The sequence below is a fragment of the Streptomyces sp. NPDC048462 genome (assembly GCF_043200175.1).
In the GTDB taxonomy this organism is placed as follows: Bacteria; Actinomycetota; Actinomycetes; order Streptomycetales; family Streptomycetaceae; genus Streptomyces.
In genome coordinates this window covers 56,663-78,253 of the sequence record NZ_JBICXG010000025.1, presented here as the reverse complement: position 1 = coordinate 78,253, position 21,591 = coordinate 56,663, and the positions used below count along the sequence as shown (strand labels likewise).

25 protein-coding genes and 1 pseudogene are annotated in these 21,591 nt (G+C 71.8%); 7 read left to right on the top strand and 19 right to left on the bottom strand.

Annotated elements, in window-relative coordinates; all coding sequences use genetic code 11:
• Nucleotides 1–88 precede the first annotated feature (88 nt).
• Nucleotides 89–1,591, top strand: a complete 1,503-nt coding sequence (locus tag ACGFU6_RS31265; protein ID WP_393615821.1) for an MFS transporter — start codon at nt 89–91, stop codon at nt 1,589–1,591.
• Between the two features lie 24 nt (nt 1,592–1,615).
• Entirely contained in the window at nt 1,616–2,137 is a 522-nt protein-coding gene (locus tag ACGFU6_RS31260; protein WP_393615819.1) for a DUF2199 domain-containing protein, read from the top strand.
• Nucleotides 2,138–2,147: 10 nt separating this feature from the next.
• Here ACGFU6_RS31260 and ACGFU6_RS31255 read toward each other — a convergent pair whose 3' ends face one another.
• Both ACGFU6_RS31255 and ACGFU6_RS31250 read right to left on the bottom strand, forming a co-directional pair.
• Entirely contained in the window at nt 2,148–2,834 is a 687-nt protein-coding gene (locus ACGFU6_RS31255; protein WP_393615818.1) for a TetR/AcrR family transcriptional regulator, read from the bottom strand.
• Nucleotides 2,835–2,876: 42 nt separating this feature from the next.
• A complete protein-coding gene (locus ACGFU6_RS31250; RefSeq protein WP_393615817.1) occupies nt 2,877–3,734 on the bottom strand; it encodes a TetR/AcrR family transcriptional regulator in 858 nt (285 codons plus the stop codon).
• A gap of 70 nt (nt 3,735–3,804) precedes the next feature.
• Here ACGFU6_RS31250 and ACGFU6_RS31245 point away from each other — a divergent pair, with 70 nt between their 5' ends.
• Both ACGFU6_RS31245 and ACGFU6_RS31240 read left to right on the top strand, forming a co-directional pair.
• Nucleotides 3,805–4,788 carry an ATP-binding cassette domain-containing protein gene (locus tag ACGFU6_RS31245; protein WP_393615816.1) on the top strand — a complete coding sequence of 328 codons (984 nt, stop codon included), beginning with the start codon at nt 3,805–3,807 and terminating at the stop codon, nt 4,786–4,788.
• Entirely contained in the window at nt 4,781–5,593 is an 813-nt protein-coding gene (locus ACGFU6_RS31240; RefSeq protein ID WP_393615815.1) for an ABC transporter permease, read from the top strand. The genes ACGFU6_RS31245 and ACGFU6_RS31240 overlap by 8 nt, the downstream gene beginning before the upstream one ends.
• A gap of 28 nt (nt 5,594–5,621) precedes the next feature.
• Here ACGFU6_RS31240 and ACGFU6_RS31235 read toward each other — a convergent pair.
• The 3 genes and pseudogenes from ACGFU6_RS31235 to ACGFU6_RS31225 all read right to left on the bottom strand — a co-directional run bounded on the left by ACGFU6_RS31235 (nt 5,622) and on the right by ACGFU6_RS31225 (nt 8,625).
• A pseudogene (locus tag ACGFU6_RS31235) lies at nt 5,622–6,874 on the bottom strand (GNAT family N-acetyltransferase).
• A gap of 79 nt (nt 6,875–6,953) precedes the next feature.
• Nucleotides 6,954–7,949, bottom strand: a complete 996-nt coding sequence (locus ACGFU6_RS31230; protein ID WP_393615813.1) for an asparaginase — start codon at nt 7,947–7,949, stop codon at nt 6,954–6,956.
• A 46-nt stretch (nt 7,950–7,995) separates the two neighbouring features.
• Entirely contained in the window at nt 7,996–8,625 is a 630-nt protein-coding gene (locus ACGFU6_RS31225; RefSeq protein ID WP_393615812.1) for an ABC transporter substrate-binding protein, read from the bottom strand.
• 116 nt (nt 8,626–8,741) lie between these two features.
• On the opposite strand from ACGFU6_RS31225, the gene dtd reads away from it, so the two are divergent.
• Nucleotides 8,742–9,191 (top strand): D-aminoacyl-tRNA deacylase, encoded by a 450-nt coding sequence (gene dtd / locus ACGFU6_RS31220; RefSeq protein WP_393615811.1) that lies wholly within the window; start codon nt 8,742–8,744, stop codon nt 9,189–9,191.
• Between the two features lie 65 nt (nt 9,192–9,256).
• Here the strand turns inward: dtd and ACGFU6_RS31215 are convergent, their stop codons facing one another.
• From ACGFU6_RS31215 to ACGFU6_RS31190, 6 genes are all read right to left on the bottom strand, one after another.
• The gene (locus ACGFU6_RS31215; RefSeq protein WP_393615868.1) at nt 9,257–10,324 is read right to left on the bottom strand and encodes a YgfZ/GcvT domain-containing protein; all 1,068 of its coding nucleotides are present in this window, start codon (nt 10,322–10,324) and stop codon (nt 9,257–9,259) included.
• Nucleotides 10,321–10,767 carry a Fur family transcriptional regulator gene (locus ACGFU6_RS31210; protein WP_393615809.1) on the bottom strand — a complete coding sequence of 149 codons (447 nt, stop codon included), beginning with the start codon at nt 10,765–10,767 and terminating at the stop codon, nt 10,321–10,323. The genes ACGFU6_RS31215 and ACGFU6_RS31210 overlap by 4 nt, the downstream gene beginning before the upstream one ends.
• 63 nt (nt 10,768–10,830) lie before the next feature.
• The gene (locus tag ACGFU6_RS31205) at nt 10,831–11,403 is read right to left on the bottom strand and encodes an FABP family protein (RefSeq protein ID WP_393615808.1); all 573 of its coding nucleotides are present in this window, start codon (nt 11,401–11,403) and stop codon (nt 10,831–10,833) included.
• Between the two features lie 262 nt (nt 11,404–11,665).
• Complete coding sequence (locus ACGFU6_RS31200; protein WP_393615807.1) at nt 11,666–12,553, bottom strand: hypothetical protein; 888 nt, start codon at nt 12,551–12,553, stop codon at nt 11,666–11,668.
• On the bottom strand, nt 12,550–13,425 hold the full coding sequence (locus ACGFU6_RS31195; protein WP_393615805.1) for a hypothetical protein: 876 nt from the start codon (nt 13,423–13,425) through the stop codon (nt 12,550–12,552). Before ACGFU6_RS31195 ends, ACGFU6_RS31200 begins: the two co-directional genes overlap by 4 nt.
• Entirely contained in the window at nt 13,422–14,123 is a 702-nt protein-coding gene (locus tag ACGFU6_RS31190; protein WP_393615803.1) for a hypothetical protein, read from the bottom strand. Before ACGFU6_RS31190 ends, ACGFU6_RS31195 begins: the two co-directional genes overlap by 4 nt.
• Nucleotides 14,124–14,334: 211 nt before the next feature.
• On the opposite strand from ACGFU6_RS31190, the gene ACGFU6_RS31185 reads away from it, so the two are divergent.
• Nucleotides 14,335–14,697 (top strand): DsrE family protein, encoded by a 363-nt coding sequence (locus tag ACGFU6_RS31185; protein WP_393615801.1) that lies wholly within the window; start codon nt 14,335–14,337, stop codon nt 14,695–14,697.
• Between the two features lie 13 nt (nt 14,698–14,710).
• Here ACGFU6_RS31185 and ACGFU6_RS31180 read toward each other — a convergent pair whose 3' ends face one another.
• The 8 genes from ACGFU6_RS31180 to ACGFU6_RS31145 all read right to left on the bottom strand — a co-directional run bounded on the left by ACGFU6_RS31180 (nt 14,711) and on the right by ACGFU6_RS31145 (nt 20,465).
• Nucleotides 14,711–15,064 carry a DUF3099 domain-containing protein gene (locus tag ACGFU6_RS31180; RefSeq protein WP_393615799.1) on the bottom strand — a complete coding sequence of 118 codons (354 nt, stop codon included), beginning with the start codon at nt 15,062–15,064 and terminating at the stop codon, nt 14,711–14,713.
• Between the two features lie 146 nt (nt 15,065–15,210).
• Entirely contained in the window at nt 15,211–15,498 is a 288-nt protein-coding gene (locus ACGFU6_RS31175) for a DUF1416 domain-containing protein (protein ID WP_018490348.1), read from the bottom strand.
• Nucleotides 15,499–15,548: 50 nt separating this feature from the next.
• Complete coding sequence (locus ACGFU6_RS31170; protein WP_123524612.1) at nt 15,549–16,394, bottom strand: sulfurtransferase; 846 nt, start codon at nt 16,392–16,394, stop codon at nt 15,549–15,551.
• Between the two features lie 150 nt (nt 16,395–16,544).
• Complete coding sequence (locus tag ACGFU6_RS31165; RefSeq protein ID WP_353962123.1) at nt 16,545–16,652, bottom strand: putative leader peptide; 108 nt, start codon at nt 16,650–16,652, stop codon at nt 16,545–16,547.
• Nucleotides 16,653–16,901: 249 nt separating this feature from the next.
• Nucleotides 16,902–17,594 (bottom strand): DUF2993 domain-containing protein, encoded by a 693-nt coding sequence (locus ACGFU6_RS31160; RefSeq protein WP_393615797.1) that lies wholly within the window; start codon nt 17,592–17,594, stop codon nt 16,902–16,904.
• 183 nt (nt 17,595–17,777) lie between these two features.
• Nucleotides 17,778–19,241 carry a hypothetical protein gene (locus ACGFU6_RS31155; protein ID WP_393615795.1) on the bottom strand — a complete coding sequence of 488 codons (1,464 nt, stop codon included), beginning with the start codon at nt 19,239–19,241 and terminating at the stop codon, nt 17,778–17,780.
• Between the two features lie 10 nt (nt 19,242–19,251).
• Nucleotides 19,252–19,506, bottom strand: a complete 255-nt coding sequence (locus ACGFU6_RS31150; RefSeq protein WP_393615794.1) for a MoaD/ThiS family protein — start codon at nt 19,504–19,506, stop codon at nt 19,252–19,254.
• A gap of 62 nt (nt 19,507–19,568) precedes the next feature.
• On the bottom strand, nt 19,569–20,465 hold the full coding sequence (locus ACGFU6_RS31145) for an alpha/beta hydrolase family protein (RefSeq protein WP_393615792.1): 897 nt from the start codon (nt 20,463–20,465) through the stop codon (nt 19,569–19,571).
• A gap of 302 nt (nt 20,466–20,767) precedes the next feature.
• Between ACGFU6_RS31145 and ACGFU6_RS31140 the strand changes: the two genes are divergently transcribed.
• Entirely contained in the window at nt 20,768–21,571 is an 804-nt protein-coding gene (locus ACGFU6_RS31140; protein WP_123524617.1) for a response regulator transcription factor, read from the top strand.
• The last annotated feature ends 20 nt before the right edge of the window (nt 21,572–21,591 follow it).

The following is a 21,591-nucleotide window of genomic DNA, read 5'->3' as shown; positions in this document are numbered from 1 at the left end:
CAGAACCGAAAACAGAACCGAAAGAAATAGTCCGCAACAAAACCATCTGCTAACGTCTCTCTTGTCGACCGACCGACAGGAGAGCCTCATGTCTGCCCCCGCACCGTCCTCCGCGACCGCCTCCCTACCGGCCGCCCCACCCGCCACCGCCCGAACGCGCGGACTCGCCCTCGGCGTGATCGCCACGGGCCTGCTGATGACCGTGCTGGACGGCTCGATCGTGACCGTGGCCATGCCCGCCGTCCAGAACGACCTCGGGCTGTCGCCCGCCGGCCTCAGCTGGGTCGTGAACGCCTACCTGATCGCCTTCGGCGGCCTGTTGCTGCTCGCCGGCCGGCTCGGCGATCTCATCGGCCGCCGGCGGATGTTCCTGGCCGGCACCGCCGTCTTCACCGCCTCCTCGGTGCTGGCGGGCGCGGCCGGCTCCCCCGCCCTGCTGATCACCGCCCGCTTCCTCCAGGGCGCCGGCAGCGCCATGGCCTCCGCGGTCGGCCTGGGCATCCTCGTCACGATGTTCACCGAGAGCCGCGAACGCACCAGAGCCATCGCGGTGTTCAGCTTCACCGGAGCGGCGGGCGCGTCGATCGGCCAGGTGCTCGGCGGGGTCCTCACCGACGCCGTCGGCTGGCACTGGATCTTCCTCATCAACCTGCCGATCGGGATCGCGACGCTCCTCGTCGCGGTGCGCGTCCTGCCCGCCGACCGAGGCCCCGGGCTCGGCGCCGGGGCCGATGTCATCGGCGCCGTCCTGGTCACCTCGGGGGTGATGCTGGGCATCTACTCCGTCGTGGAGGCCGGGGCGTACGGCTGGCTGTCGGCGCACACGCTCGGCCTCGGGGCGCTCGCGCTGGTCCTGCTCGCCGCGTTCGTCGTCCGGCAGACCACCGCCCGGACACCGTTGCTGCCGCTGCGCGTACTCCGCTCGCGGAGCGTCTCGGGCGCCAACCTGGTGCAGATGCTCATGGTCGCCGCGCTGTTCTCGTTCCAGATCCTGGTCGCGCTCTACCTCCAGCGGGTACTCGGCCACGGGGCCGCCGCCACCGGTCTCGCGATGCTGCCCGCCGCCGCCGCCATCGGAGCCGTGTCACTCGGCGTCTCGGCGCGGCTGAGCGCGCGGTTCGGCGACCGCAACGTACTGCTCCTGGGACTCGCCCTGCTGATCGCGCTGCTCGGCCTGCTCACCCGGCTGCCCGCCCACGGGCACTACGCCACCGATCTGCTTCCGCTGATGTTCCTCGCCGCGGGCTTCGGCCTCGCACTCCCGGCGCTGACCTCGCTGGGCATGTCGGGGGCGGGCGAGGAGGACGCCGGGCTCGTGTCCGGGCTGTTCAACACCACCCAGCAGATCGGCATGGCGGCGGGTGTCGCCGTCCTCTCCACCCTGGCCGCCTCCCGCACCGACACCCTGCTCGCCGGTGGCAGCGGCCGGGCCGAGGCACTGACCGGCGGCTACCACCTCGCGTTCGCGGTCGGCGGCGGGCTGCTCACCGCCGCCTTCGTCGTCGCGCTCACGGTCCTCGGCCGGACGCGGCCCGCCGCCCGCCCCGCGGCTGACGGCCGGGCTCCGCAGCCGGGGCAGGAGGCGGCATGAACGAAAGGCTCTAGGATCCCGCCCATGGCACCCGACCCCGGCTACACCTGCTCCCGCTGCGGCGGACACCACACGGAACTCCCGATGGGGTACTCGACCATGGCACCCGATGTCTGGGACGCGAGCCTGGAGAGCGATCCCGACAGCATGCTCTCGACGGACCAGTGCATCGTCAGGCACGAGCACTACTTCATCAAGGGCCTGATCGAGATACCCGTGGCGGGCAGCCAGGAACCGTTCTCCTGGGGCGTCTGGGTGTCACTGAGCCGGGAGAACTTCGGCCGCGCCCTCGATGTGTGGGAGACCCCGGGCCGGGAGTCCGAGAAGCCATACTTCGGCTGGCTGACCACCGAGCTGGGGCTCTACTCCCCCCGTACGACCAGCCTCAGGACCAACGCGCACACCCGCGCGATCGGCCGGCGCCCGCTCATCGAGCTGGAGCCCACCGACCATCCGCTGGCCCTGGAACAGCGAAACGGCATCACGTTCGACCGGGTACGGGAGATAGCCGAGGCGGTACAGCACGCCGCCGAGGACAGCCGCTAGAGGACAGCGGCTAAGGGCTGTCCGGCCCCGGCCCGAGCCCCGAGCGCAGCTGCGCGAACCCCAGCTCGGCCGCCTCGACCGCGTCCCCGTACACCTCGTCCGCGCTCTGCCCCTCGCTGATCCGGCGCCAGTTGTCCAGGGCCAGGATGCGCAGCACCGCGATGATCTGGCCCGCCGCCAGCCGGCCGGGCACCCCGTCCCCCAGCGCACGGGCGAGGGCCGCCTCGGAGCGGCCCTGGTACGCGTAGAGCCTGGCCACCAGGGACGGCGTGCCGTACAGCATCCGGTGGAACGCCAGCACCGCGGGCACGTCGCACAGACCGGTGACCGGGTCCCGGCGCTCCAGGCCTTCCAGGAAGTGGCGCCGCAGCGCGTCCAGCGGGGATTCACCGTCCGCGCGGGCGGCGACCACCCTGGCCGACTCGTCCTCGTGATCGGCGAACCTGTGCAGCGCCAGGTCCTCCTTGGAGGGGAAGTACCGGAACAGCGTCGGCTTGGAGATGTCCGCGGCGGCCGCGACCTCGGCCACCGAGACCCTGTCGAAGCCGCGCTCCAGGAACATGGCGATCGCGGCGTCGGAGACAGCCTGGTACGTCAGCTGCTTCTTCCGCTCGCGCAGGCTCATCGGCGCGCTCGGCCCACAGGGCGCGTCCTCGTCCGCCGCGCCCGACCTGGGCGTCTCTCCGCTCATGACCATGCAGAGTACGCCCTCGACCTCAGCCGGACCTGATGTCCGCCACTACCGGTTCCGGCCTTCGCCGCCTTCGCCGCCGCCCCTCCCCGCGCCCTCCGTCGCCGCGTCCCGCTCCCGTTCGCGGATCAGCGCCTCGATCCCGTCCAGCACCCGTCCGAGGCCGAAGCGGAACTCGTAGTCGGGCTCGTCCGGGACCCACATCACGTCGGTGGCCATCAGCCGGGAGAGCGCGGGGTGGCGTTCGGGGTCGACGAGCCGGGTCAGCGTGCGGGCGTAGCCCTCCATGACCTCCTGCGCGGGTACGCCGCGCGCCTCGACGGCGGCGTCCAGGTCGCCCATCAGCAGCGCCTCGTTCCGCACGAAACCGCTGACCAGAAGGATGACGGAGACCGCGTCGCCCGGCCCCAGGCCGCTGCTCCCGAGCGCTTGGAGGCCCTGTTCCCACCAGGCCACGGAGTGCGGGCTCGCGGGCGGTCCCGCGATGGGGATGCGGAGCATCCAGAGGTTGCGGTGGTAGACCCGACGCTGCGCCCAGGCCCACTGCGAGAGCGCCTCCCGCCAGCCGGCCCCCTCGTCGAGTGCGGGCAGCGGGGGCGGCGGGCCCATGGCCGCCTCCTGCATCAGCACGTAGAGCTCGTCCTTGGCGGCCACGTACCGGTAGAGCGACATCGTCGAGGCGCCCAGGTCCTTGGCGACCCGGCCCATCGACACCCCGCCGAGCCCCTCGGACGCCGCCACCGCCACCGCCGCGTCCACGATGCGCTCCAGGCTCAGCCCGGGTTTGGGCCCCTTCACCGGGCGGGACCGCAGCCCCCAGGCGGCCTCGATGCTGGCCGGCAGGCCCGTACCGCCCGGCGAACCGTTCTCTTCCGTCACCTGAAACCGCCTTCCCTTGACGGCCATCCTAGTTATGCGTAACCCTTACACAGTAACGCGTACGTCATACGCAGAGAGTGCACGGAGAGGCGCACCCATGCCACCAACCACACGCACACCACCAGCCCCGGCGGCCATGATCGAGGCCCACGGCCTGACGAAGTCGTACGGAACGTGCACACCGCCCGTCCTGGACGGCATCGACCTGCGCGTCGACCGCGCCACCGTCTTCGCCCTGCTCGGCCCGAACGGCGCCGGCAAGACCACCGCCGTGCGCGTCCTGGCCACGCTCACCACGGCTGACAGCGGCACGGCCCGCGTCGCCGGGTACGACGTCGTGGCCGACCGCGGCCGGGTACGCCGCGCGATCAGCCTCACCGGGCAGAACGCCGCCGTCGACGAGACGCAGACCGGCGAGGAGAACCTGCGCATGATGGCCCGGCTCACCGGCCGCTCCCGGGCGGACGCACGCCACCGGGCCGCCGAACTCCTCGAACGCTTCGGCCTCACCTCGGCCGCCCGCCGCACCGTCCGCACGTACTCCGGCGGCATGCGGCGCAGGCTCGACCTGGCGGCCGGTCTGGTCGGCAGCCCGCAGCCGGAGGTCTTCTTCCTGGACGAGCCGACGACCGGCCTCGACCCGCGCAGCCGTCAGGAGCTCTGGCAGGTGGTCCGCGACCTCGCCGCCGAGGGCGCCACGGTCCTGCTCACCACCCAGTACCTGGAGGAGGCCGACCGGCTGGCCGACCGCATCGCCGTACTCGACCGGGGCCGGAAGGTCGCCGAGGGCACGGCGGACTCGCTGAAGTCACGCGTCGGCGGACACCGCCTGGACCTGGTCATGACCGACCGCGCGAGCTACCTGCGGCTCACCCACCGCGCCGTGCACCACTCACCCGCCACTCTCACCCTCGGGCTCCCCACGGACGGCTCGGCGGCCCAGGTGCGGGCGCTGCTCGACGAGGTGGACCCGGGCCGCGACGCGGTCGAGCGGTTCACCCTGCACAGCACCACGCTCGACGACGTGTTCCTGGCCCTGACCGCGACGAAGCCGAAGGAGGTACCGGCCGCCCATGTCTGAAGCGCCCGCCATCACCCGCACCGCCCGACCCCCGGCCGAGGTCCTCACGCCCGTCGCCCGTGCCCTCACCATGACCGGCCGTTCACTGCGCATCAGCAGACGCAACACCGACGCCCTGGTCACCTCGCTGATGCTGCCGGTCATGCTGATGCTGATCTTCGTCTACTTCTTCGGCGGCGCGATCGACACCGGGATCCCGCACACCGCCTACGTCACCTACGTCGTCCCCGGCGTGCTGCTCCTGTGCGCCGGCTTCGGCTCCGCCACCACCGCGGTCGCCGTCAGCGAGGACATGAAGGGCGGCATCATCGACCGCTTCCGCACCCTCGACATCGGCGGCACCCCGATCCTCGCCGGCCACGTCGCCGCGAGCACGGCCCGCAACCTGGTCTCCACCGCCCTGGTCCTGGGCATCGCCCTGCTGATCGGCTTCCGCCCCACCCCCGCCGTCACCGGCGCACTCCTCGCCCTCGCCGTCCTGATCGCGTACATCGTCGCGCTGTCCTGGCTGTCGGCCGCGATCGGCCTGCTCGCCAGAACCCCGGAGGCGGCCGGCGGGTTCACCTTCCTGATGCTGTTCCTGCCCTACCCGAGCAGCGCCTTCGTCCCGGTCGAATCGATGCCGGCCTGGCTCCACGGCTTCGCCGAGCACCAGCCGGTCACCCCGGCCATCGAGGCCATGCGCGGCCTCCTGCTCGACCAGACGGTGGGCAACTCCCCCTGGATCGCGCTGACCTGGGCCGGCGGGATCCTGCTGACCGCGACGGCGCTGTCGGGCGTGCTGTTCGGGGTGCGGACCCGGTGACCGCGGCGCACCATCCAGCCCCAGAGGGTCAGAACACATCCGGGCACCAGGCCCGCCGCCCCGCCCGGAACACCACGTCGGCCAACGCGGCCGCCCCCGGGGTCAGTTCCTCGACCCGGTCCAGTGCCGCCAGCCGCCGGGCCGACTCGTCGCCCAGGTAGAGCGTCCCCAACTCCCTGACGTCCAGCGCGAGGTCGGCGCTGCGCGTGGTCGGGACGCAGGTGGCGCCGGACGGGGAGGCGTCCAGGTGGAAGCGGCCGGCGGTGAGGCCGGTGGCGTCGTGGACGTCCAGGACGAGGAGCCGGGCACCGCGTAGGTGCGGGCCTCCAGCGCGCGTACGACGTCCAGGACGCGCACCCACAGGAAGTCCGCGTGCGTCACCACGCGGGCCGCGCGCGGGTCCGGGAGGAGCAGCGGGAGCAGGTCGTCGGGGGCCCGGTGGCCGCTGCGGATCGTGGTGACCCAGTCGACCGAGCAGAGGAAGTGCCACAGCGCCCGCTCCGCCGCAGGGTTCGTCGCGATCATGCTGCGCACCGTCGCCCGGTTCACCGGCTGCTTGGCGTCGCCCCAGTTGTCATCGACGCGGTAGACGAGGAGGCCGTCCACGGTGCCCTCGGCGTCGCGGTGGACGGCGTGGAACGGCTCGGTCCAGGGGTCGTTGGGGAAGAGCGCGTTTCCGGTCGTCAGGTCCCACCAGCGCTCGCCCCGGCTCACCGCCCCGTGCTGCAGGGCCCGCAGCCGGTCGTGGAGGGCCGGACCGAGTTTGCGCACCTCGGCTCCGTCGACCAGGTCGATCCGGCCGCCGTCCCCCGCGGACGTGCCGGACAGCCGGGGGTCCAGGCCCGCCCGGGGGACGTCGATCTCCCACTCGGTGGTCCAGGCGGCGGGGCCGAAGCCGTACCGCCCGTAGATCGGGTACTCGGCGGCGATCAGGGTGGCGGCCACGTCGCCGCGCTCCCTGGCCGCCGCCAGGTCGTTCGCCATCATCCGGGTGAGCAGCCCCCGGCGGCGGTGGGTGGGCGTCACGGTCACGTTGGTGATCGCGTCGGCCGGCACCGTCGCGCCGCCGACGACCGTCAGCTCCTGGGCGAACGAACGGAACGTCGCCACGCACCTCCCGGCGTCGAACACCCCCTGGACGCGCGGCAGATCCATATGGGGCAGCCTCCCCGCCACCTCCTCGTCCGACGGGGTCGGCGCGCGCAGGAAGCCGGTGTTCAGGGCGCGCAGCCAGTCGGCGAACTCGGAGTCGGTGACAGGACGGGCCTCAAGGCTGTTCATACGCTCCACGCTAGACACGGCTGTTCGGGTTGTCGCCCGCATTTCCGGGTGCACGGGACGGGGCGGAGGGCGGTACGGGTCAGAACGCCGCCCGGATCTCCCCCACCTCGGCCGCGCCGCCCAGCAGCGGCGCCCGGCCGATCCGCGACACCACCGGGGCGTCCACCCCGAGCAGGCCGAGTGCCCGGGCCAGGACCGGGCCCAGCGCCCGGGTCGAGCCGTCGTCGATCTTGAAGGCCAGCGCCCTGCCGTCCGCGAGGGCCACCGCCTGGACCGCCTCCGCGCCCATCTTGGACAGCGTGCCGGGCAGCTCGCGCATCAGCCAGGTGTCGGGCCGGCGGGTGCCCGCCACGTACTCGGGGTGCGCCCGCATCGCGTCGGCCACCCGGCGCTCGGCCGTACCCGGTGCCGCCGTGACGAACGTACGGAACGCCCGTGCGAGGCCCACCAGCGAGATCGCCATCAGCGGAGCCCCGCAGCCGTCCGTGCCGACCGAGGCGACCGGTTCGCCCGCCGCCTCCTCGACGACCTGGTGGACGAGGAGCTGGAGCGGGTGCGCCGGGTCGAGGTAGCCGGCCGGGTCCCAGCCGTTGCGCAGGCACACCGCGAGCATCGCCGCGTGCTTGCCCGAGCAGTTCATGGTGATCCGCTCCCGGACGTGGCCCGCGGCGAGATACGCCTCCGCCTCGACCGGGTCCAGCGGAAGGTCGGGCGGGGTCTGCAGGTCGTCGGGTGACAGGCCGTGCTCGGCGAGCATCTTGCGTACGAGATCGAGGTGGAAGTCCTCGCCCGAGTGGCTCGCGGCGGCCAGCGCCAGCCGCTCGCCGGACAGGTCGAGCCCGGCCCGCAGCACGGCCGCGGCCTGCATCGGCTTGTTCGACGACCGGGGGAAGACCGGCGCCGCCGGATCGCCCAGGGCCAGCTCCACGCTGCCGTCGGCGGCCAGGACGACCAGTGATCCGCGATGGTGGCCCTCGATGAAACCGGACCGCACGATCTCGGCCAGTACCGGTGGGGCGGGCACCGGGTCGGATATGGCGTCGGGCCGGGTGGACGGGGCTGCGCTGGAGGTCATGGTGGCCTTCCGGGGACGGGCGGGACCCGCCCCCGGAGGGGTTGCCTCAGGCGAGCAGGTCGTCTACTTGTGCTTCCCCGTCACGGTACCTGCGGGCGATCTCCGCGCTGCAGTCGTCCGCGGTGCGCTGGAGCCGGTGGCGGCGCCGGGAGACCTGCTGCTCGTAGCGGACCAGGCGCCCCATGGCGGTGTGCAGCTCTTCGTCCGTCCGGGCGTCGAGGTCGGACAGCTCGACCTCCGCGAGCGTCTCGGCCGCCAGCTGCCGGTACTCGTCGCTGCGCGGGGTGCTCAGCGTGACGTGCCGGGCGGAGGAGCGGTGCAGCGACGGGGCGTCCGCGAGGATCTCCGAGAGCCGGTCCACCACGGGCGACTCGGGGTCCCGCCGCCGGGCCAGCTCGGCCCGCAGGATGTCGACGCGCCCCTGGACCAGCCGCCGCACATAGCTGAGGTCGGCCTCGTCGCGCTGCGAGTCGCGGCGCAGGGTGCGCAGCTCCGGCAGCCGCAGGGCGCCCAGCTCGGGCGGGGGTGCGGCCGGACCCTCGTCGGAGCCCTGCCCGGTCCGCTGTACAGGTGGGCGCATGGTGCTCGTGCTCGTGCTCGTACCCGCACTGCTGTTGACGCCGGCACGCGTGACCGGCACGGTGCCCGGGGAGTGCCCGGTTCCATGGGTGCTCATGCTTGTGTCCATCCCCTCGACCGGTGCGTCGGCACACCGCCTCCGAGCATCGTGCCACCTGGAGGGTGCCGGTGGAGGTGCTCTGTACCCGTTCAGCCCAAGATAGGTTGGTCTGTATGCGTGCAGTGATACAGAGGGTGGACGGCGCGAGCGTCACGGTGGCCGACGCCGATGGCGAGGGCAGCGGACCCGCGGTGGTCGGCGAAATCATCGGCGAGGGCCTGTGTGTGCTGGTCGGAGTCACCCATGGGGACACCCCGGAGAAGGCGGCGCAGCTCGCCCGGAAGCTCTGGTCGGTCCGCATCCTGGAGGGCGAGAAGTCCTGCTCCGACGTGAATGCGCCGCTTCTGGTGATTTCGCAGTTCACTCTCTACGGGGACGCCCGCAAGGGCCGCCGGCCCACCTGGAACGCCGCAGCGCCCGGCGACACCGCCGAGCCTCTGGTCGATGAGGTGGTGGCGCGGCTGCGGGCGCTGGGGGCACGGGTGGAGACGGGCCGGTTCGGGGCGGACATGCGGGTCTCGCTCACCAACCACGGCCCGTTCACCCTCGTCGTCGACGTCTGAGCGGGGCCTCGTCGACGTCTGAGCGGGGCGCCGTCGACGTCCGACCGGGCGGTGGGGGCGAACCCCTACGGCTCGACGACCGTCTCCTGGGCGGCGGCCGTGTTCTCCCCGGCCAGCAGCTCCGCGTCCACCGGCACGTTCCGCTTCACCAGGGCCAGGGCGATCGGCCCCAGCTCGTGGTGGCGGGCGGAGCTGGTGATGAAGCCGAGCTGACGGCCCTCGGCCCCGTCCGCCGCGAGGCGGATCGGGGTGCCGTGCCCGGGGAGCGTCACCTCGCTGCCGTCCAGGTGCAGGAAGACCAGGCGGCGGGGCGGCTTGCCCAGGTTGTGCACCCGGGCCACGGTCTCCTGGCCCCGGTAGCAGCCCTTCTGGAGGTGGACGGCGCTGCCGATCAGGCCCAGCTCGTGCGGGATGGTGCGGTGGTCGGTCTCGAAACCGAGGCGCGGGCGGTGGCCTTCGACGCGCAGCGCCTCGTAGGCCAGCACCCCGGCGGCCGGGCCGTGCTGCGCCGCGTACGCCTCCAGGCCTCCACGCGGCAGGAACAGGTCGCGGCCGTAGGGCGTCTCCCGTACGGCGGCACCCTCCGGCGCCGGGGCGATGGAACCGGCCGGCAGGTACAGGACCGCGAAGTCCTCGGTGCGGTCGGCGACCTCGACGCGGTAGAAGAACTTCATCGAGTCCAGATAGGCGATGAGCTCGCCCTGGGTGCCCGGCTCGACGTGCATCCACAGGGTCTCGCCGTCGTCGACGAGGTACATGGCGTGCTCGATGTGCCCGTTCGCCGTGAGGATCAGGGAGTCGGTGGCCTGGCCCGGCGCGAGATCGGTGACGTGCTGGGTGATCAGCAGGTGCAGCCACGCCAGCCGGTCGCTTCCGGTGACGGTGACGACGCCTCGGTGCGAGAGGTCGACGAGGCCGGAGCCGTCGGCGAGGGCACGCTGCTCGCGGAACAGGTCACCGTAGTGCGCGGCGACGCCTTCGTCGCGGCCCTCGGCGGGGACGGCACCGGGCAGGGACAGCAGGGGGCTCTTCATGCGACCAGCGTACGACCAGGGTCTTTCGTTTGGATCAGCCCGGCATGATCCAAACGAGAGGCCCCAGGCGCCCCAGGCCGGATTCGGCGGACTGCTCAGGCCGGACCGGCGGACTGCTCGGCCGTCTTCGCCGCGCAGTCCGCGCAGCGGCCGAAGATCGCGAAGTGCTTCATGTCCGTCTCGAACCCGAAGGTGGAGCGCAGCTTCTCGGTGAACTCCGCGACGACGTCGACATCGGCCTCGATGACGTCTCCGCAGTCCCGGCAGACCAGGTGGATGTGGTGGTGGCGGTCGGCCAGGTGGTACGTCGGTGCGCCGTGGCCCAGATGGGCGTGGCTGACCAGGCCGAGCTCCTCCAGGAGCTCCAGGGTCCGGTAGACGGTCGAGATGTTCACGCCGGACGCGGTCCGGCGCACCTCGGAGAGGATGTCGTCGGGCGTCGCGTGCTCCAGCGCGTCGACGGCTTCCAGGACAAGCTGCCGCTGCGGCGTCAGCCGGTAACCACGTTGCCGAAGATCGGTCTTCCAGTCGGTGCTCACCACAGGCCCCAGTCTAGGTCCGTACGGGTGCCGTCCCCAGCGGAATGCGGGACGGCCGGCGGCCGGCTACTTGAAGAACGCGATCCCGTCGTCCGGCAGGTCACCCAGGCTCTTCGCCATCGCGGCGACCTCCTCGGGCGTGACGACCTTCTTGAGGTGCGCCGACATGTACGGCCGCAGCTCCACCTCGGGCGTGGACTTCTCGCCGACCCACATCAGGTCGCTCTTCACATAGCCGTACAGCCGCTTGCCACCGTTGTACGGGCCGGAGGCCGCGGTGCGGGCCACCGCGTCGGTGACCAGGTCGATCTGCGGCTTCTGGTGGCCCAGCTCGCCGTACCAGATCTCGATGACGCCCTGGTCGCGGACCATCACGACCTCGACCTTGCGGTCCTTGTCGATGCGCCAGTAGCCGGACTCGGACTCCAGCGGCCGGACCTTCTCGCCCTCGGCGTCGAGCACCCAGCTGTGCGAGACGTACTCCAGGAAGTCCCGGCCGTCGTGGCTGAAGGTCACTTCCTGGCCGAAGTTGCACTTCTCGGCGCCGGGGAAGTCGGACACACCCGCGCCCGCCCAGTTGCCCAGGAGGAATGCCAGCGGGACGAGGTCCGGGTGGAGGTCGGACGGAATCTCGATCATGAGCGGCTCAGACGATCTGTGAGGCGGGGGAACGGGGAGGGCGCGCGTGGAGCTGAGGGGTCAGCGCTGACCCTGGTACAGCTTCTTCACGGTCAGACCGGCGAAGGCGAGGGTGCCGACACAGACCAGGACCAGCAGGGTGGTGAAGAATGCCTCAAGCACGGGAGCTCCTTGAACGAGCGGTATGGCAGCAGTACGGGCCGGGTCCCAGCCTAATGGGTGGAGGCCCGGCCCGTCGGTTCGGGGTTTGCCGCGGGGCGGCTCAGCCCAGCAGCTGGTTCTGCAGGATCACCGTCTGGTGGAAGGGAACGCCCGGCGTCCCTCCGGCGCCCCGGCGGGTCTGGACGATCAGCGCGACGGTGTCGCCGGCGACCAGATACGCCTGCCGGACCTGCGCGGCACCGAAGGGCTTCGGCTCCACGGTCACGTAGGACGAGGTGTGCTCCACCTTGCCGCCGCCCGACCAGCCCTCGTCCAGTTCCATCTGTTCCGCGCCGGCCGGCGGGTCCTCGGCCGACACGGTGCCGCCGTAGCGGTCGTCGTGGAACGCCTCGGCGTAGCCCGCCGAGTTGAACTGGAGCAGGTAGACCCGGTTCGACGTGCCGTCCGGCATGGTCCAGCCGCGCGCCGCGATGTGCCGGAGAGCGGACTCCTTCAGCTCCGCACCGATATCGGCGCGGGTGCTCTGCTCGTACCCGGAGACGAACCGTTCCGTGCTGATCCAGCCGCCCGTCAGCTTCTTGTCCGCCGTTGCTCCGGCCGGGGCGGGGAGCAGCAGCCCGCGCAGGTCCGCGTGGTGGACCTCGGCGGTGTTGCCCTCGGTGAACGGGCGGGGCGCGCCGGGCGGGAGCGCGGGCAGGCTCAGCCGGGGGAAGTCCCAGCGCCCGTCGCTCTCGGTGGCCAGCCCCGGCACGTCGGTGCGCTCCTGGGAGGTGATGGCGTAGGCCGAACCCGCGCCGAGCCCGCCGAGCACCAGCACCGCGACGGTCCACCGGGCCACGGCCCGCAGCACCCGGCGCGGCGGCCGGGACGTCGGGGACAGCGGCGGCACGGGCGGCAGCGGTGGCAGCGGTGGCACAGGCGGAGCCGCCGGGGCCCCGGTCTCGGCCTCGGCCACGGGTTCTGCTTCGGCGGCGGTCTGCTCGGTCATACGTACTCCCCCGGGGACTTGATGTGGTCCAGCTGGTCCTTCACCAGGTCGGCGACGGACGACTTGTGGACGGGCTTGGTACCCGAGGCCACGAAGCTGAGGACCATCTCGCCGTCGTACGCCATGCAGTACATGCTCTCGATTCTGTGCTTGCTGTCCTTGGGCTGCAGGAAGCACGTGGCGTTCTTCTTGTGGCCGCCGACCGCGGGCCCGTCGCGGAAGACGCCGATGGCGTCGAAGAGCCCCGTCTGGAAGCCGTAGAGGTCCCGGACCGCCTTCTTGTCCTTCATCCGCACCAGCTCGGTCCTGACGAGCAGGTCGTTCCGGTCCGATGTGTAGGTCCGGACGGCGACGCCCTGGACATGAAGCTTGTCGATCCGCTTCTCCAGCTCCCGCCGCTGCTTCCCGGCGAGGCCGCGGTTGCCGGCCTTCATCTCGGCGGCTGCCTCTCGGCCGCCGACCTCGCTGTCGTTGCCGTGCACCCCGTCGTCCGGGCCGAGCCGGTATCCGTCGGGGACCGGCAGCAGCAGCTTGCTGAGTTCGGTGGTCGCCCGGCCCCGGGAGACATCGCCCGCCGGGTCCTTGGCCTTGCCCTTGCTCTTGCCGTGCGAGGAGCCGGCCCACAGCTCGGTCGTGACCGTGCGGTCGGCGTGGTCCACGGTGGTCTTCGTGTACACGGCCGCGCCGGACACGGCCCCGAGCACCAGAACGACGAGGCCCCCGGCCAGGATCGCGCGGCGCTTCCCGCCCTTCCGGGCAGGCGCGGCAGCGGGAACGGAGGGCTCGGGCTTGGGCTCGGGCTCGGGAGCGATGGCGGGCCCGGGAAGCGGTGCGGGCAGCGGTGCGGGTGTGGTGGTGTCGTCGTCGTTCACAGGCGCTCCAGCTGTCGCTCGGCCAGCGTCCGGATGTCCTTCTTGCTGATCGACCGGGTGTCGGACAGATGGATGTCGACCATGACGTCGCCCCGGTCGAAGACCGCCCTGGCCCGGTAGAGCGGCAGGTAGCCGGGCTTCCGGTCCACCTCGTACACGTAGTAACGGCCGTTGAGGCTTCCCTTGATCGCGTCGCCGCTGTTGCCGGCGCCACGCTTCTCGTCGGGCATGTACATGCGCTGGGCCTCGGCGTGCTCGGCGGCCGGCGTGCCGGTGCCGGACGCGAACTGCACGAGCGAGAGGTACACCGTGCGGTACTCGCCCTTCTTCCAGGTGGCACTCGCGATCCGGCGGACGTCGGACTCCAGGAGCCGGCCGAACATGAAGTCCTCGCCCTCGAAGTCGAGCGCGTAGTCCTCCACCTCCGTCCAGCCGTCCTGTACGAACGAGGCGTCCTTGTTCTCGCTCCAGCCGGCCGGCCTCGGGATGACGAGCTTGCGCAGGTCCCCGTCCGTCCGGACCCGGCGGTCCTGGGCGGCCGGCAGCGGGTCGGGCAGCCGGTCCGCCGCCTTCGCCGGGTACGCCAGGTCCGGCTGCGCGAGTGCGCTCAACGGGGTCGGCGCCCGCTCCGCCTGCACGCCGTAGCCGACCGCGGTCCCACCGGCGATCCCGAGCACCGCGGCGATGGCGACGATCAAGGCCGTACGTCCGCGCGGGCGTCGTCGCACCGCACCGGAATCCGGGGCGGACGTCTCCTCGACGGGCCCTTCCCCAAGGCGTGGAATGGTGTCTTTCTGATTCAAAATGGGTCCCCCCACGAGACCTGAAGCGCGGATTCCGTCATCCGCGCATCCAACTGACCCGCCGCCCACCGCCGAGGTTGTACGCCCGAGGATTACAGTTCCGCATATGCCGAAGAAGCTCGTGATCAAGGTGACCGCAGGTGCCGACTCCGCCGAGCGCTGCTCGCAGGCGTTCACGGTGGCCGCGGTCGCCGTCGCCAGCGGCGTGGAGGTCTCGCTCTGGCTGACCGGGGAGTCCGCGTGGTTCGCCCTGCCGGGGCGGGCCGCCGAGTTCGAACTGCCGCACTCGGCGCCGCTGCCGGACCTGATCGAGTCGATCCAGGCGGGCGGCCTGATCACGCTCTGCACTCAGTGCGCGGCCCGCCGCGACATCACCGAGCAGGACGTCCTGGACGGGGTACGGATCGCCGGGGCCCAGGTCTTCGTCAGCGAGATCATGGCCGACGGCGCCCAGGCCCTCGTCTACTGACGGAACCGGCCGCTCACCGGCGGCGCTTCTTGCCGTCGAGCTCGTCCCACCACTCGTCCGACTCCGGATCGCCGGTGGGGCGCTCCTTGCCGGGCTGCTGCCGGGGGCGCTCCTTGCCCGGCCGCTGCGCGGGGTGCTCCTCGCGCGTCTGCTGCCGGGGGTCCGGGGGCGGATCGTCCCACCAACGGTCCTCCGGGCCCTTCCGGTTGGCCACGATCGCCGCGACGGGCGGGATGACCATGGCGATCACGCACATGCTGATGGCTGCGGGAATCGACCAGAGCCGCACGAAGGCCCAGGACGAGACGAAGAGGACGAGGCATCCGCCCATCATCAGAAAATATGCGCGACGGCGTCGGGCGTACATACCTCCAGCGTAGGCCCGATTCGCCCGACCAGCCGGTCCTGGGCGGCGAGCTCCTGCGCCCGGACGGCACGAAGGGCCGCACCCCGGTTCAGTAGGGCGTCCAACCCCCTGGGGTACGGCCCTCCGGCCGGTCTTCGTGCCTCGCGCTAGACGGCGATGGCCACCTCGGACAGACCGCCCGTCTGTGCCACGACCGTGCGGTCGGCGCTGCCGCCCGGGACGAGCGCGCGCAGCGTCCAGGTGCCCTCGGCCGCGTAGAAGCGGAACTGCCCGGTCGCGGAGGTCGGGACCTCCGCGGTGAACTCACCGGTCGAGTCCAGCAGGCGGACGTAGCCGGTGACGGGCTCGCCGTCGCGGGTCACGCTGCCCTGGATCGTGGTCTCACCGGGCTTGATCGTCGAAGCGTCGGGGCCGCCGGCCTTTGCTCCACACATGGCGTTCTGTCCTTCTGGTCGGGGGGCGTGCTGGTCCGGATGGTGCGGAGTTACTTGTTGGCGCCGAGCTCGATCGGCACGCCCACGAGGGAGCCGTACTCGGTCCACGAGCCGTCGTAGTTCTTGACGTTCTCCTGGCCGAGGAGCTGGTGCAGCACGAACCAGGTGAGCGCGGAGCGCTCACCGATGCGGCAGTACGCGATGGTGTCCTTCGCCAGGTCGACCTGCTCGGCCTCGTAGAGGGCCTTCAGCTCGTCGTCCGACTTGAAGGTGCCGTCGTCGTTGGCGTTCTTCGACCACGGGATGTTGCGGGCGCTCGGCACGTGGCCGGGGCGCTGCGACTGCTCCTGCGGGAGGTGGGCCGGGGCGAGCAGCTTGCCGCTGAACTCGTCGGGCGAGCGCACGTCGACCAGGTTCTGGGTGCCGATCGCCTTCACGACGTCGTCGCGGTAGGCGCGGATCGACTCGTCCTGCGGCTGGGCCTTGTACTGGGTGGCCGGGCGGGACGGGATCTGGTCGCCGTCGACCAGGTCGCGGGAGTCGAGCTCCCACTTCTTGCGGCCGCCGTCGAGCAGGCGGACGTCGCTGTGGCCGTAGAGCTTGAAGTACCAGAACGCGTAGGACGCGAACCAGTTGTTGTTGCCGCCGTACAGGACGACCGTGGTGTCGTTGCCGATGCCCTTGCCGGACAGCAGCTCCTCGAAGCCCGCCTGGTCGATGAAGTCACGGCGGACCGGGTCCTGGAGGTCCTTGGTCCAGTCGATCCGGATCGCGTTCTTGATGTGGTTCTTCTCGTACGCGGCGGTGTCCTCGTCGACCTCGACGATGGCAACCTTCGGGTCGTCGATGTGGGCCTCGACCCAGTCGGCGTCTACCAGGACGTCACTGCGGCTCATTGTGTTCTCCTCCGGGGCAGTCTGCGGCGAGATGATGCGAATTGGTGCGGGATGCGGATGTACGAGGCGCGGGTTCGGCACGTGCACAGAGGCATCAGATGGCCCCGACGCGTGGCCGGAGGGCCGGGAATGCGGGAATCGAGGTCCCGCTCAGACAGTGCGACAGAGCATGGCGGCGACGCGGCACAGGTCCACTGCCCGCCGCTTCGTGAGATCCGCCCGTCCCCGCTGCGGGAGACCGCTAATAGAGCACTGCATGGGACCGATCGTAGGGACGTACGGGCGGACATGTCACCGTCGTGTCGCCCATTGAGACGCGATCGTCCATTAGGTGAGACGAGAGGGGGGTCGCACGGTCCGCGCGACCGCTCGCCGGAGCGCTGCGCACGTCGGACATCTGCGGAACGGACAGGGTCGTCTCAGTATGTGGCGCACGGCTTCCGGACGGCGCAGGGCGCGCCCGGTCGTGGCGGGGGTTGTCCGGCGGACGTCATCCGGCGGGTGTCATCAGGCGAGCGAGACGTCGGTGCCGGTCACCGAGATCTCCAGGCCTGCGGCGGTCGGCTGGATCTTCTCCAGCTTCAGCCCCTTGGGCAGTCCGCCGACCTCGCGCTCGAAGTCGGTCTTCTTGCGCACCAGGCCCTCGAGGCCGGGGATGCCCTCGCCCGGCACCTTGTCGGCGTGCACCCGCACGGTGTGGCCGTCGACCAGGGTGACGGTGGACAGGACGGAGCGCGAGATCTCGCGGCCCAGGCCGGGGACCTCGACCGTGCCGGTCACCTTCACCTTGCCGTTGCCGCCGTACTCGACGGCGACGTCCGCGCTGGCCGCCTTGGTGAGGTCCGCGTACGACACCACGGCCGTTCCGCCCGCCCGTGCGGCGACGGCGCCGGAGAAGCCGTCGGTCAGCCGGACCTGGTGCAGGTCGGCGTTCATCTCGCTGATCCGGAGCGTGCGGCCGTTCGCGCTGGTCTCCAGGCCGGTGATCTTCACGTCCACCTCGTCGAGCTCCGATCCGGCGAGCTGCGTCAGGAACGGGAAGCCCTTGATCGAGACGTCCGTCGAGCCGATCTCAGCCCCGGGCACCTGCACCCGCTCGGCGACCTGGGACTCGGCGAAGTACACCGCCGCGCGGTCGACGGCGATGAACACACCGGCCAGAACCACCACGATGACCAGCAGTATTCGCAGTGCACGCATGCCTTGTCCTCCCCCGCCCGCGTCCGTTCGGACCCCTAGGCGCCCGTGAGCCTACTGCGGCCGCACATCACGCTCCGGGTGATCGACGAGAGAAAGCCCCCCATCGGTTCCCCGTGGAGGGCTTCGGTATCTCTGTGACGCGTGAGGTGCGACGGTCACGAGTGACGGGTCGCGGGCGCCCGGCTACGAGATCGCGCGGCCGATCAGGTACACGGCGGGCGCGGCCGCGGTGAGCGGCAGCGCCACTCCGGCGGTCATGTGCACGAAGCGTGACGGGTAGTCATAGCTGGCCACCCGCAGCCCGATCAGCGCACAGCCACCGGCGGCGAGGCCGAGCAGCGCGCCCTTCGCCCCCAGGTCGGTGACTGCCCCCGCCGCACCACCGGCGGCCGCGGCGACGACCAGCGCCGCCACCACGGAGACCGGCCCCGGCAGCGGAAGCGCCCGTACGAGCACCGCGACGGCGACGGCGACCCCGCCGACCGTCACCGCGTCCGGGACCGCCGCGAGGTGACCGGCGGCCAGGACCGCGAGCGCGGCCGAGGCGACGGTCGCCATCAGCCCCTGCATCCGCTCGTCGGCGCCCGCCCGGCTGCGCAGCTGGAGGACGACGGTGAGCAGCACCCAGACACCGAGCGTGCCGAGGATCGCGGCCGGCCCGTTCTCCCGGCCGGCGGCCAGCAGCACCACATCGGCGACGAGCCCGCCGGCGAACGCGAGCGCGATGCCCTGCCTGGCCGGCCACATGCCGTTGAGCCGGAACCACCCTGCGGCGGTCACCGCCTGGAGCAGCACCAGCGGGACGACCAGGGCGTACGAGCCGATGGCCGCGGCGAGCGCGAGCAGCAGCCCGAGCCCCGCGGTGATCGCGGCCGGCTGCATCCCCGGCGCGATGATCGGCGAACGGCCCTCGGCACGGGCGCGCTGGGCGTCGGTGATCCGGCTGTTGCCCAGGGTGGTGGGCGCGCTGTAGCCGTCGTCGTCCTGCGCGGCACCCTCCGGCGCGGGAGCGGCCGGAACGGCCGGAGCCGTCCGGACCTCCGGCGGCAGCGGACAGGCGCCGGAGGCGGACTGCACCGGCTCTGCGGGCTGCACCGGCTGTGCGGGCTGCTGCGCCGGGCGGAGGGTGGGCTGGTACTGGGTGTCCCAGGTCTGGCCCTCCCAGGTCTGCGCGACACCCTGCTCCCCGGCCTGCCAGCCGCCCCCGGTCTGCTGAGCCTGGTGGGGCTGCTGAGCCTGGTGGGGCTGCTGAGCCTGGTGGGGCTGCTGAGCCTGGTGGGGCTGCTGGGGCTCGTGAAGCTGAGGGGTCTGCTGAGGCTCGTACGGCTGAGGGGTCTGCTGGGGCTCGTACGGAAGCTGCACGGCCTGGTGCGTCGGGTGGGCGGACGCGTACGGCTGCGGGGCCGCCTGTGGCGGCTCGTACGTGCCCTGCGGCGCCTGAGGTGCCTGCGGCGCGTACGGGGCGCCTTCGCCCGCGTAGGGGGCCTGCTGCCCGTACTGCGCGTACGCGGCGGGGTCCGGGTAGCCCTGGTCCGCGTACGGCTGGTCTCCGTACTGCTGCGGCTCCTGGGCGTACTGCCGCGGCTCCTGGCCGTACGGCTGCTGCGGCTGGTCCGGGTACGGATGCTGCTGATCGCTGCTGCTCATGTTCTGCGGTTCACCCTCCTGCGAACGGCGGGAGCACCTCGACCGTGCCGCCCTCGGCAAGGCGTACGGTCTCATGGCTCCGGGTCCCGACGGGGTCACCGTCGATGAGGAACGAGCACCTCTGCAGCACTCGGGTCAGCTCACCGGGGTGCCGGGCGCGTGCCGCGTCGAGCGCCTCCTTGAGCGTCGCGGCGGTGTACGGCTCCTCGGCCGTTCCGGCAGCGGCCTTGGCGGCTGCCCAGTAACGGATCGTTCCCGCAGGCATGGCGGCGGCTCCTCTCGTCTCGCGTCGGCTCACGCTCGGCTGTCCATCATCGTGCACCCGGGTCACCGGTCCGCCGCCCAGTCGGCGATGCGGCCGAGCAGGGCCGCGTCCGACGCGTTCTCCGCGTGCCCCATCCCGCGCTCCAGCCACAGCTCGGCGGCCCCGTCCGCCGCGTCGGCCAGCATCCGGGGGTGGTCGAGCGGGAAGTACGGGTCCTTGTCGCCGTGCACGATCAGCAACGGGGCCGGGGCGATCGCCGGGACCGCCGCGACCGGGGAGAGCGGGACCGGGTCCCAGTCGTTGCGGTCGATCCGGGTCCGGAGGCCGTACCGCCCGACGAGCCGCCCGGCGGGCCGGGTGACCACCCAGTGCAGGCGACGCATCGGAGCCGTACCCCGGTAGTACCAGCGCGCCGGGGAGCTCACGGACACCACCGCATCGGCGTACGCCCCCAAACGCGCTTCCGTGCGCCCCCCGCGCACCGGAACGGGCCGGACGCCCTCGCGCTCCGCCGCCGGATCCGTATACAGCGCCCCGTGCCGGAGCACCACGGAACCGCCCATCGAGAACCCGACCGTAACGACACGCCGGTGCCCGAGCGACCGCGCCCAGGCCACCGCGGCCGCCAGGTCCAGCACCTCGCGGTCGCCCACCGTGGACCGTCCGCCGGAGCCGCCGTGCCCCCGGAACGAGAACGTGATCACGGCCGCACGCTGGGAGAACACCTCCACGGCGCGCCGCACCGCCGGGCGGTCGGCCGAACCGGTGAAACCGTGCGCGACGACGATCGCCGTGCCGGTGTCGTCCGCACCCGCGAGTGCGCCGTCATCCGCCGTACACGGGTCGTACACCGCCTCGATCGGCACGCCGTCATCCGCCCGCAATGTCGCCCGCGACGGCCGGCGCGTGATCAAGGGAACAGAGGAACTCCGAAATCGCCCCTCGGACACAGAACTCATGTGGGCTATTCTGCTGGGAAGAGGATCCGGGCAATGCAGCCCCCGGGTCCTTTTGTGCTTTCCGCGCGTTGTTACGGAGACGTTTCAACAAGCTCAGCGGCCCTGGGCGCGGGGCCGTACCCGTAAAACCCGTATGACGAAACGTTGTACGGCACAACACGAATAAGCGTACGAAGCAGTGCCGCATACTCCCCCGGGCCGGGCCCGGGAGTGCCCCTCTCGCAGGGAACGAGGAGGACCGACGTAATGGGCGAGCCAACCGTGCACGATCATCGACCGACGACCCAGGCAGGTGGGCGGCGATGAGTTCACTGCTGCTCCTGACGAATGCCCTCCAACCGTCGACGGAGGTGCTCCCCGCCCTCGGTCTCCTGCTCCACAGCGTGCGGGTGGCGCCCGCCGAAGGCCCCGCTCTCGTCGACACCCCAGGTGCCGACGTCATCCTGATCGACGGACGGCGCGACCTGCCCCAGGTGCGCTCGCTCTGTCAGCTGCTGCGGTCCACCGGACCCGGCTGTCCGCTGATCCTCGTCGTCACGGAGGGCGGCCTCGCGGCCGTCACCGCGGACTGGGGGATCGACGACGTACTGCTGGACACGGCGGGACCCGCCGAGGTCGAGGCGCGGCTGCGGCTGGCCACCGGCCGGCAGCAGATCACCTCCGACGACTCCCCGATGGAGATCCGCAACGGTGACCTGTCCATCGACGAGGCGACGTACAGCGCCAAGCTCAAGGGCCGGGTCCTGGACCTGACCTTCAAGGAATTCGAACTGATCAAGTACCTGGCGCAGCACCCGGGCCGGGTCTTCACCCGGGCCCAGCTGCTCCAGGAGGTCTGGGGCTACGACTACTTCGGCGGCACGCGGACGGTCGATGTACACGTCCGGCGGCTGCGCGCCAAGCTCGGCCCCGAGCACGAGTCGCTGATCGGCACCGTCCGTAACGTCGGCTACCGCTTCGTCGCACCCGAGAAGGTGGAGCGGGCCGCCGCGGAGGAGGCCAAGGCCGCTGCCGCGAAGGCGGCCGCCGAAACCCTCACCCGTTCGGAGCAGTCGGAGGCCGTCGAGGTTCCGGAAGAAGCCCCGGTCCGGCCTGCCAAGAGGTAGGTCGATCCGCGTAGACTGCC